The sequence below is a fragment of the Prevotella pallens ATCC 700821 genome, from assembly GCF_000220255.1.
GTDB lineage: Bacteria > Bacteroidota > Bacteroidia > Bacteroidales > Bacteroidaceae > Prevotella > Prevotella pallens.
In genome coordinates this window covers 2,188,467-2,200,002 of sequence record NZ_GL982513.1, presented here as the reverse complement: position 1 = coordinate 2,200,002, position 11,536 = coordinate 2,188,467, and the positions used below count along the sequence as shown (strand labels likewise).

At 31.9% G+C, this 11,536-nt stretch carries 10 protein-coding genes and 2 pseudogenes; 8 read left to right on the top strand and 4 right to left on the bottom strand.

The window, feature by feature from the left end:
• Positions 1–284: 284 nt before the first annotated feature.
• The 5 genes and pseudogenes from HMPREF9144_RS08610 to HMPREF9144_RS08590 form a co-directional block, all read left to right on the top strand.
• Positions 285–692 (top strand): annotated as a pseudogene (locus HMPREF9144_RS08610) (transposase); the annotation flags it as partial.
• Positions 693–873: 181 nt separating this feature from the next.
• Entirely contained in the window at positions 874–1,704 is an 831-nt protein-coding gene (locus HMPREF9144_RS08605; RefSeq protein ID WP_083818117.1) for a hypothetical protein, read from the top strand.
• A 72-nt stretch (positions 1,705–1,776) separates the two neighbouring features.
• Positions 1,777–2,259, top strand: coding sequence for a hypothetical protein (locus HMPREF9144_RS08600; protein ID WP_006045581.1), 483 nt, complete (start codon positions 1,777–1,779; stop codon positions 2,257–2,259).
• Between the two features lie 149 nt (positions 2,260–2,408).
• A complete protein-coding gene (locus tag HMPREF9144_RS08595) occupies positions 2,409–2,987 on the top strand; it encodes a hypothetical protein (protein ID WP_006045580.1) in 579 nt (192 codons plus the stop codon).
• A gap of 111 nt (positions 2,988–3,098) precedes the next feature.
• Positions 3,099–3,506, top strand: a pseudogene (locus HMPREF9144_RS08590) (transposase); the annotation flags it as partial.
• Positions 3,507–3,981: 475 nt separating this feature from the next.
• Here the strand turns inward: HMPREF9144_RS08590 and drt3b are convergent.
• Together drt3b and drt3a are read right to left on the bottom strand one after the other, a co-directional pair.
• The gene (drt3b, locus tag HMPREF9144_RS08585; RefSeq protein ID WP_006045578.1) at positions 3,982–5,898 is read right to left on the bottom strand and encodes an antiviral reverse transcriptase Drt3b; all 1,917 of its coding nucleotides are present in this window, start codon (positions 5,896–5,898) and stop codon (positions 3,982–3,984) included.
• Complete coding sequence (gene drt3a, locus HMPREF9144_RS08580; protein WP_006045577.1) at positions 5,895–7,085, bottom strand: antiviral reverse transcriptase Drt3a; 1,191 nt, start codon at positions 7,083–7,085, stop codon at positions 5,895–5,897. The genes drt3b and drt3a overlap by 4 nt, the downstream gene beginning before the upstream one ends.
• A gap of 473 nt (positions 7,086–7,558) precedes the next feature.
• On the opposite strand from drt3a, the gene HMPREF9144_RS13800 reads away from it, so the two are divergent.
• From HMPREF9144_RS13800 to HMPREF9144_RS08570, 3 genes are all read left to right on the top strand, one after another.
• A complete protein-coding gene (locus HMPREF9144_RS13800) occupies positions 7,559–7,693 on the top strand; it encodes a hypothetical protein (RefSeq protein ID WP_006045575.1) in 135 nt (44 codons plus the stop codon).
• A gap of 1 nt (position 7,694) precedes the next feature.
• Positions 7,695–8,096 carry a hypothetical protein gene (locus HMPREF9144_RS08575; RefSeq protein ID WP_112316923.1) on the top strand — a complete coding sequence of 134 codons (402 nt, stop codon included), beginning with the start codon at positions 7,695–7,697 and terminating at the stop codon, positions 8,094–8,096.
• Between the two features lie 105 nt (positions 8,097–8,201).
• Positions 8,202–8,813, top strand: coding sequence for a TetR/AcrR family transcriptional regulator (locus tag HMPREF9144_RS08570; RefSeq protein WP_006045573.1), 612 nt, complete (start codon positions 8,202–8,204; stop codon positions 8,811–8,813).
• A 789-nt stretch (positions 8,814–9,602) separates the two neighbouring features.
• Here HMPREF9144_RS08570 and HMPREF9144_RS08565 read toward each other — a convergent pair.
• Together HMPREF9144_RS08565 and HMPREF9144_RS08560 are read right to left on the bottom strand one after the other, a co-directional pair.
• Entirely contained in the window at positions 9,603–10,334 is a 732-nt protein-coding gene (locus HMPREF9144_RS08565) for a hypothetical protein (RefSeq protein ID WP_006045571.1), read from the bottom strand.
• Between the two features lie 344 nt (positions 10,335–10,678).
• Complete coding sequence (locus tag HMPREF9144_RS08560) at positions 10,679–11,470, bottom strand: formylglycine-generating enzyme family protein (protein ID WP_006045569.1); 792 nt, start codon at positions 11,468–11,470, stop codon at positions 10,679–10,681.
• Positions 11,471–11,536 lie beyond the last annotated feature (66 nt).

Genomic DNA, 11,536 nt, shown 5'->3' with positions numbered 1-11,536 from the left:
GTTAATTTCGACATAATTTTCTGTTTTTATTTATTTTTACTAAATTATTTACAAAGATATAAAATAAAAATGAGAAAAGTAATTTTTTTTACAAACAAAAATGGAAATATTTTTATAAGATATACTTTCAATGCTTTCTTATATCGAACTCTGGTTCTTTATAATATAATTAGTCCTCCCTTATAAACCTAATATTCCTCTGATTCATAGTATATTATCCTGTAAATTATTTGTTTGTATCTGCAAGTTTTTGTACCTTTACACTATAATTCTTGCAGATATTTATGCTTAAACGTACATCTAAACAGCTCTCTATGTTCTCTTCTTTAGAGGACATGCTTAGTCATCAACATCCCCTTTTCCAACTTAGTAATAAGATTAATTGGGAACGTTTTGAAAATGCTTTTTCTCCTTTGTATTGCAGCAATAATGCTCGCCCTGCTCATCCTATTCGCTTGATGTGTGGTCTTTTAATTTTAAAACATCTGCGTAATGTGTCAGATGAGATGGTGGTTTCTCAATGGAGCGAGAATGCTTACTACCAATACTTCTGTGGTGGACTTGAATTTATGCCAAAACAACCCTGTGACGCTTCCGAGTTAGTTCACTTCAGAAATCGTATCGGTGAGGAAGGTATGGAGTTAATATTAGCAGAAAGTATCCGTGTTAATACCGACTATGATAACGAAGATGCTATCAATGTATTATTAGCTGCGGCAGCATATAACTTCAAAAAAGCTATGAGAGTTCTTTTGTACCTTATAAAAAGAATCAATATAGAGCTTGTCAGTAATATAGAGCTTGTCAGTACAAACTTTATGCTGAAATATAGTTTTTAAGGAATGACTAATTAACTTTTGACACACTCTAAAAATGAAGAAGTCCTTATCTTTGATGTTGTATGTATTTATGTGCAGCTGTTGTCTTGGCTCTTCGAGAGTCTCATTGAATTATAAAAATGATGAATCAACAGACGCACTAGAAGTAAAGTCTCCAATCTGTAGTCCTCTAAATTCTGAAGATAATGAACTAACAGATTCTATAACAACTAATTTTTCTCAGAGCAATGTAACATATTATGGTATCCGGATTTGGCCCCAAGACGAAGAATACTATCAGAAAAGTGTAGAAAACAGGTTGTATCTTGCGTTAGGGATTAATGATACGTTGGTAGTTATATCCGATAACCCAATATTTTTTGGGGCGAATATATTATCAATAAGATCAAAAAGTAGAGCAAGGAAGGTATATTCAAGGTATAATCTTAATTTTGACAATGATCTTCCAATAAGATTTTATGCCACATCTTCATCAGATACTCTTATTTATGAAAAAATACCAATAAAATCTGCTCCGTATCAATTGTCCAAGGGTATATTGAAGACAAATAGGTTAATTGGTCTCCCCATATATGTGGGTATGCCTATCAAAGTGCTAAATAGAAAAGTGGGGATAGAGGGAATAATCCCACTTGAAACCTTAACAGAGTATAAGGTAATGTGCGTCATACATCCAGAAGCGGTTCGCTCTCTTTGGGTAGATAAACAATATATCCAATCATTGAAGCAGTTAAGTCACTGTGATATAACAATGATCATATTAAAATTAAAAGATAACAAGATTGATACCATTGAGTTTACCAATTTTGGGAAATATAAAATGACGGATGGAATGAGCGTAACATCATATTTAAAATTTAGATAATGCGGTAATGGCCAAAAGACGTAAAGAAATTCCAGTAAGCGAAAGAACTGTTATTTTGAAAGGATTACGAAAATGAAAAAAACATTCTTTATGCTCTTATTTCTTATATTTTGTGAGAGCATCAACTGTTCTGCACAAAAAATAGCGTACATAAATATTCTGTATGGAGAATTTTTTATTGAAAATAAGTATAATTATCAAGTGTGCTTTTATACAGATTCTCTAACCATACAATGTGGAATAAATAATGGTAAAATACGAAATTTGAGTCAAAATGAATATTCAAAACAAATAGCAAAATTACAAAAGAAAGAATTTGAAAGATATGTACAATATATGTACGAATGCTCTGGGAATAAGCAACACTCACCAAAATATGTGACATTCCTTGATTATAATGCTTTTGTATTATATGCAGACGGAACAAGTAAAAGGTATTTTTTCCCAGCAGTGTGTACTTTAGGAGTAAATAATGAGCATCTCAAAGATTATGAATATTTTATGAATAATCTTTTTTTGATGTTTAAATCGTGTTTCCCTTCTTTAAATTGGTGATAGTAATTCCTCATCTTAATTTTGGATGAACTGTTAATGCTCCAAATTGGGTTTATTAAGATAATCATCTGGTTATCAATGTTATTTTTAAAAGATTAGGCGTAAGAGGATGTATCAATTTTGACACACCCTCTTATAAAAGAAGATATATGTACAGATTTTTTTTACTATTTTGTTTTATAAGCGGCATCAACAGCTATTATAATGCAAAAGGATTATCTCACAATATAAGTCAAGACTTTGTAAGAGACACAATCTATACAACCTTTGAAAAATATGATAGGACCGTTGTGAGATATGAAAATAAAATTGTTAATCATATAAAACAAAAGGTTGTTATAATAGCAAAAGACAGAAATAATATATGTAAGTCAGAAATTCTTTTTGTGGGGAGTATTCTTAATTCAGATAATGACACTATATCCTTTTTAAAAAAAGAAGATACATTTGGGCTAAAAGAAAGCCCTCATTCATCTGGAAATATTATTGTGTATAAAAATAGAATAAGACAAGGGTATTACTCAAATTTCTCCAAAGGTTTTTTTGTAAAAGTTGAAGATAATATTTTACATATAAAGGATGTAATGGAAGAAGATTTGAATGGGCAGCCTGTTCTTGGAATCCTCAATTTAATAAACTTTAAGGAGGAGATACCTCACAGCGTTTTTATATATATAAATCAAGATGATGGAGACGAATATGTTTTTCATAAATATAATGACAAATAGTCCTCCCTTAAAAACCTAATATTCCTCTGATTCATAGTATATTATCCTGTAAATTATTTGTTTATATCTGCAAGTTTTTGTACCTTTACACTATAATTCTTGTAGATATTTATGCTTAAACGTACATCTAAACAGCTCTCTATGTTCTCTTCTTTAGAGGACATGCTTAGCCATCAACATCCCCTTTTCCAACTTAGTAATAAGATTAATTGGGAATGTTTTGAAAATGCTTTTTCTCCTTTGTATTGCAGCACTAACGGCCGCCCTGCTCATCCAATTCGCTTGATGTGTGGTCTTTTAATTTTAAAACATTTGCGTAATGTGTCTGATGAAATGGTGGTTTTTCAATGGAGCGAGAATGCTTACTACCAATACTTCTGTGGTGGACTTGAATTTATGCCAAAACAACCCTGTGACGCTTCCGAGTTAGTTCACTTCAGAAATCGTATAGGTGAGGAAGGTATGGAGTTAATATTAGCAGAAAGTATCCGTGTTAATACCGACTATGATAACGAAGATGCTATCAATGTATTATTAGCTGCGGCAGCATATAACTTCAAAAGAGCTATGAGAGTTCTTTTGTACCTTATAAAAAGAATCAGCATAGAGCTTGTCAGTACAAGCTTTATGCTGAAATATAGTTTTTAAGGAACGACTATATATATGTATAGTCATAAAAAGAGAAAAAATTCTATATATCAAGAATGAAACTTTGACTATATTAACTTGATTTAATTTATAGCAAATAGTTCGAATAAATATAAATAAAGCGGAATCAGCAACAAGCCTTTGGGGGGTCATTAGTGTGCGGGGATTATACCCCTCGTTCTCTCTTTGTTGCAAATGCATTCATTGAGCAATAATTCAGCACACGCATGCGCTAAAATTAAGTCAGCAACTCTAATTGAACGTATATTCTTTGGTCGTATTCTTGATCATGGATGACTTCCTCAGAACTGTCTCTTCGGGCTTTTGCTGATTCCGTATGTTCATCTTATTCGTATGGAGAATGGTATTCTTTTTTAGATAACAAATCAGATAAGTCACATTTTTTATCCCAGTTAAAGAACCATCTCTTCGTTTTGTTATAAATATTCAATTTATTATACGCTGTGTTTTCTTCATATCCACACGCTTCCATTAATATATCCTTTCTTTCACTCTTCGTGAAAAAAGGGCAGACTAAAGCGTCAAAGAAAAGCATTGTAGTGTCTGCATGCCACATCGAATTTTCTTCTTTAACTCGATGTTTGATTTCTTCTAAAATATTAATTCTAATATCATTATAGTTTGTATCCCCACCAATAATATATAATAGAGTACATATCTGAAAATAGTTTTGATGCTTGTATTCCGTTATACAGCCCTCAGTAATATTGAAGAGTCTAACCAATTGTGTTCGTGGTATTGGTGTTTTCATTATATGACTGAGACACAGTATCAAATTAAGTACTTCGAGATTGGTTTCGTTACTTTTTCTATTAACCTCGTAAATATCCAAACAGCGTTTTACTTCACGATATATTCTATTTTCCAGTTCTGGCAATATAGTTTTGTCAATACATTTTTCTGCCCATATATGCAGTTCGTTCAAAATACGGCATAGTTTTATGGAAGCAGAAGTATTCATATCCAAAGAGAAGACATAAAAAGCGATTTCAAGATACATCAAAGGTAGTTTAGAAGGTGCATTAATAGCACTTTCCTTCTTCGATTCTTCACATAGTTGTGAGATGAGTAATGCAAGAAAATATCTATTCAATATACCATACTTCTGATTATACCTAAACGTAATCGAACGGAATTTGTTTACGACGGATGAAAAGGTGCTCATCTCATTCTTTACAATATGCTTGTATTTATGATTTTCATCCTTCATTAACCAGTGTTCGGAAATATTGGATATTAGTTCGTTAATTTCTCGTTTTGCAACAGATACATTTGAAACGAAAGGTCGCTCCAAAAATTCAAGTTTACTCTCGTTAATATAAAGCTTATAGAACTGGAATTCTTCTTTATAGACATCAAGTATTAAGCGCAGTATTTCTTCGCTATTTGCGTAAATATAATGGTCATCGATATATCTTCTGATTTCATAATCACGACCGAGTTTTAAAGAATATGGCTCTTGCTTAAGGCGGTTGAGCACATTGACATCAATACGTTGCAAGATAATTTCTGCGAATATTCGAGAAATCTCTGGACCGACAATTATCCCATTCGTTTCATTGTAGTTTGTATGCTGCATAAGGGTGTCAAAAGCATTTTCAAAGGTTGGTTTGCCTATTTGAGCCTTAGCTTGTTCCTTGCCCTTAACAGCCCATGTTATAGTATGAGTATATATGTGATAGAAGCAACTGGCAATATCCATCTTCATCAGATTAGTGTACTTTTGTTCCAAACGAAGATAATCGCCACTGGTAAAGAACTTATACATCATATCGTAACGCTTATAACTGAAATACGAACGGTATCGTTTCTCCACTTCATCATCTAAAATTTCTATGCGGTTCTGTTGTTCCGGAGCATCCATAGTTTCCGTTTCGTCAGTCTTGAATATACATTTGGCACACTCTGATATGTATCGAAGAGAAAAGGGACTATTACTACAAAGTGAAAGCATATAGCTATCATGAGATTTATAAAACTCAGCGCATTGCAATTGAGTAACAGGATGCATTAAACTAAGTTTACGGCTCTTGTCTCCACCATATTTACGGACAGAGTAATCGAAAGGAATTGTCCATTTATTTAGTTTTCCCCGGAAGGTCTCATTGAATATATTTTGCAAATCTTCATCTTGCATATTGAGATAGAAGCCTTCGTTGTCAAGCATCAAAGGAAGTTCATATGGCAAGACTTCAGTTAGAAGAACTCTGTATGTATTATTTAGATTTATATCCTTACTCATCGCCAACAATTAGTTATATCTGCAATCATTGCAGAAGTAAAGTAATGTCTTACATGTCTTTCAAAACCAAAAACAAAAGAATATTTGGATAGTTCCTTTTGCTGGATAACAGTCATCTGTATTCTCAACCTTGTTCCTAAGCGTCCCGTTTTGCAATGCAACAATCTCTGGTAGTACTTATCAAGTTCATATAATGAAGTTTTAGAGGTTATCATATTATAATTAAAGTAGATTCCAATTCTGATTGGTAATAAAGTAGAGGGATTATAGATTGTGAAGTTGCCTGTAAGAAATTTTATTCTGTTCTTTAGTTTGTCGAAGTCCCCATCTTTGGCAAAGCGCACAAAGCTCTTGGTTATGCGGGTCTTTATGATATTCACTTTCTTATCAGCTATGGTTATTTCTATAATATTCTTTTCTTTGGGAAAAAATGTATAACCAAGATAGGTAAGGTTTAAAATCTTCTGTTGGTTATCCCACTTATATGACTTAGATTCATTAAGTTGTAGCCCTATATTACTCAATAACTTAGGAATCTTTATCCAAATATTTTCTTGCGAAATTTTACTGCTGCAAAATATTATGATATCATCAACAAATCGTGCATAGTAGAATACACCTTCCATTCTGCGAATCTCCAAATCAAAATACTTCATATAAAGTTCTGACATCACAGAACTTATACTCAATCCACGAGGTAATCCTTTCTTCTCGGAAATACTTGGATTAGCAAAAAGATTTTTGAGAAGACTGATAGACTGATAATTCAAACGTCCATCTTCTTGGAAACGCTCCATAAGTAGGCTGCGTTCAATGGATTCATAAAAATTTCGTATATCAAGACGAATAATCCACTTATGAGACCCATCTATCAATAACGAAACCATCTGTTTCACGATTAGGTTGCGATTAGACTGACCAATTCCATATATGCGCTTGATATTTTTATATAGCTTACGCAAAATCAAATTTTGACAAAGGGAATCCAAAGAACCTTTGGGATGGTTATTGAGGAATAAGTCCCGCCAGGCTTTTATTGCGAACTGGTATGTACCATCATTTATGCTATTGCCAAGGAGTAAATCCACCTTCTCAGCAAAATCGTCCTTATTTAATCCACTATTCCTACGTTCACTTTGCGTAGTACAGGAGTATAAGTTATATGGTGAGAATAATTGTGAATACATTTGTCCTTCATTTGATTAGCAACGAAATGTGATAATATTACTCATTTACACCCCAGACATCATGTTTCAGAACACTTGTCGGTTCTTTGTGGAGAAAGGAAGTTCTACGATACGTTGAGTATCGATAAAATATATGACATTTATAATGCTTCTTGACTTCCATCTTTCTGCAATAGCTATTGAATCATCAATGATGATTCTCTTTATTCTTGCAAAGTTAACATATTTACTTCACATAAAGTATATTTTACAGAAATATTTTTTAATTATTATACCTTTTTAGCGCAGTGCTTCTGTTTTTAATTCAAATCAATTATCTTCATACAAACTTATCAAAAAATAAAGTATATGTTATTGTAATCAGCTATGAAAAAGAATTTTTGAAAAATATATCCAAGTTATTTTGATATAATAAAATTTGTATTACCTTTACAACGGCATTATTGCCAAGTTCTTTACAAAAGAAATCTAATATGAATAAAAAAACTTTTGCTGGAGGAATAACTTTTGCCCTTGTTGTTTCTCTAAGTATCGTTACCAGTGGTTGCTCATCGAATATAGATGAGCCGACATTTGACGAAACCTATGTTAAATATAATATACATTGATATGAAATACTTACGACTATTATCTTGGCTACTTTGTTGCACTGTTTTAATGTTTTCATTAGCTTCATGCGAAGAAAAAGAGCCAGATTTAACAAAGAAAGAAATGGATACTCGTTTGCTGGGTACTTGGAAGCAAATAAATTCCAATATTTCAGAAAATAAGAAACTTATATTTATGTCTAATGGAGACATTATTGGTTATGATTTCGTACCGGGAGGGAAAAAGAGAGTTTTTTATACAGAAAATAATTGCCATTTATTTGTATTTGTAAAGGGTTTGGGTATAAAATTATCTAATTGGACATACGAACATTACTATAAAATATATGGAAATAAGCTAATTTTATGGCATAGTTTGAATTCAAATAGTTCAGATTATCTTATCTATCAGAAAGAAAAATAACGGGTTGTTTTAATAAGGCTTTTCCCATTCATTTAATATTCTACCCAACCAGTTCTAAATAATGAACTGGTTGGGTTGATATACTTAAATAAAAAATATAATAAGATGTACAAAAGAAGGTATTTAGGAAGAAGAACGGAAAAAGAAATTGAACAAGATGTAATGAGGGCTATTGCCACTATTATTTCAGAAAAAGGCATTTCTTCGGTTACCATCAAGGAAGTTTCAAATCTGTCTAAAACTGATGTTATCGTTTTGGAACGTAGATTTAAGAATGATGAAGAATTAATAAAGGCATATACTTCTCAATTTGATTATTTTCTTAACGATAATATTGCTATTAATCCAAACGATTATAAAAACGCCGAAGCTTTTTTTATGAACTTAATCGAGAAATTTATAGATGCAATCTATAAAAATAAAGACATGCAATCCATTATGGTTTGGGAAATGTATGAAAATAGCAGCCTTACTCGAAAAAGTGCGAGAAAAAGAGAGGTTACCCTTAAGGAATTTTTACCAAGTTTCACCAAACAAATTAATAATGAGAAAATTTCACCACGAGCTTTATTTGCCGTACTAACAGGGGGGCTTTACTATGTACTCTTGAGAGGGAATAGGTCAACTTTTTGTGGATTAGATTTTAGTACTAAATCGGGGCGTAAACTTTTAGCAGAAACCATATTTAAAATTGTTCGGCAATTTATTAATGAATAGGTCTATTTAGTCGTCTTTTAAAAGGATTTATTTCAATGCTTTATAGGAAATGTACCTTTATAGTATAAAACTTGCCTACAAGCTCGACAGTTAAGATCAAACTATTATGCTCCTACTCAAACAACAAACGAAGATTTTCAAAAATGAGGAAGTGTTATCAGAAAATAGGTGTTATCAGAAAATTCAGTATCTTTGCATACATATAATTATAACATCGTAATCAGTTAATTCAAAGAATTTCTAGATAACAGGCATAGGATATGAAAGCAGTTATTAAATGCAAAGATAAGAAAGAGAGGACTTACACACTTTTTTAGACACTACCTAAATATCTGCAAGAATTATAGTGTAACGGTACAAGAACTTGCAGATATTTGTAGATAATTTACAGTATAAATACTATGAATTAGCGGAATATTAGGCTTTTAAGAGTGGACTATAATAGTTTTGATTTCATTTTGCTGTCACTTTTAACAATTCGTATAAATATATTATAAATCAAGCAGTTATACGCCTGTATCGAATGACATGAGTGACAGGAATTCTTATTTCTTAATAAATTGCTTTGTCATAGAAAGCAGAGAATTATTAAAACAAAGCGATAGAATACACGGAGCAACTGTAGGCGTGTGAAGGAGGTTGTTCAACCATAAATGGATACCAATCGGGTAGGGCATTACAGAAGTTTGCAATTTGCTTTTTATAAGTAAACAATAACGTTTCTGTAGATGCTTTCTATTATCTAATAGATATTAACTGTCTTTCCTCGTTATAACTGAAGGTACACTATTACTCTGTAGCCGATAAATAACAACCAAACCAATAATCCAGAGCTTTCTTATTTATACCATCTTTTCCTGTCCAAAAATCAACAGGATAATGCCAGTCTGAATTATGTCTCTTTTTGGGTGCTATTGATAAATTTGTATATTGGTGAAGCAATCCCTTATGTTCTTTTGTTTCCAATATACTGCAATATCCTAAGGTTTCTAAAAGTAATTGAAGTTCAAACAAATTGGTTTCAAATTCTTTTATCTTACTAATTAGCGAGGTTATTCCTCGCTTAATAGTTGTATTATAATCTATTTCCTGTATGTATCTCAACATCTGCAAGAAAATATTAATATCGTCTTCGTTAGGCAGAACATTCTCCATAGCATTCGTACTCTTTAGATATTGATAAAATGTGTCTAATGTATAATCTGTTAAGCCTCCAATATTATTAGAATCTTGATTATTAGAATCTGCAAATGCTTCTTTATAATTAGAGCATATTACACAAGGCATACGTTTTATTACAAAATGCTGGTCTTCCTCGCTCAGGCATTTAAAGTTTGGTGGTAGAGACTGAGATTGGAAATGATGAAAAGGAAAACTCTGCATAATTGCAAGAACCGGAAGTCCACTTCTCCATTCTAAGCGGTGGGTACTTAGGCTTGAAAGAAATAAATTTGTATATTTATCTTTGTCTGCCATCTGGTATTCTTTAAATATTAATTTAATCAATTCATCATGTTCCATATCATTTTTTATTTACAATTAATGGTGTTCTTTAAAGTCATCGTAGTTTAATTCGTAAAGAAGTAGACAATTCACTATGTTTCTTTCCCTATAAATAACTATCAGCATTAGCCAATAGCTTTTTCAATTATAGTATTTTGCTTTGCTTCAGAACCATCTTTTTCTGTCCAAAAATCAACAGGATAATGCCAGTCTGAATTATGTCTCTTTTTGGGTGCTATTGATAAATTTGTATATTGGTGAAGCAAGTAGGTAGAGAATTTACCGAATATTCCCACATAAATATCCTAATTGATGTGAAGATTTGAATGCACATTAAATCAAAAAAAACTTAAGTTACCACACTAAATTTCCAATTTCAGTCTAAAAGTTGCCTTATTGTCTAAAAGATCTTTTGAAGGCATTCTAAAAGCAGACAAGCAATATACCCATTCTTCATCTTGCCAAGGAAAGAATAATGCTCCACCTCCTCTTACAGTTTTAGAATCTGACACCGTATCAGAACCTATTTTAAGATTAACAGTGAAATCGTTAGAACACCACTCTCCAAAAAAAAGACCATATAGACCAAAATCATTGTGGTTTAGTTCTGTCAAAGAGAACAAATCCCAAGACATCCATTTCTCTAATTCTGATTCAGTAGGAAGAGAATTGCCAAAACAAAATAAAGAGTGCTTTCCACCTCTGCAAGCATATTCCCATTCTTCTTCATTAGGAATATTTGAACATAAGTCTGCAGCTATACTTTCTGCTAATGAATATTCACAGAAGAACGGACTATAAGCCTCCCCATCTATTGCGATGGATTTACCAAAATTATTATTATAGTTGAGTATATGACTGTTTAAAACTGGTGTAATACTAAGTAAAAATGGACTAAGCTTTACTTTATGCACAGGTTGCATTTCTTCAATCGAAATATTTGGAGTTTCTGTCAATTTCAAAATCTGTGCATATTCTTCCTCAGAGAACCCCATATTATATTCTCCTCCTGGAATATAAACAAACTCAATACCAGTATCTATATCCTTAAAATATGGCAAATTTGCATTCTGATAAGGGGCTGACACGTAAGAAAGTTTATTTCCAAACTTATCTTCTATATATTTTATTACTTCCCATTGATTTTCAAACATAATATTCAGCTTTTAGAAACCTATTCTGCTAACGATATACTTATTTTTTACAAAGATAAATATTTG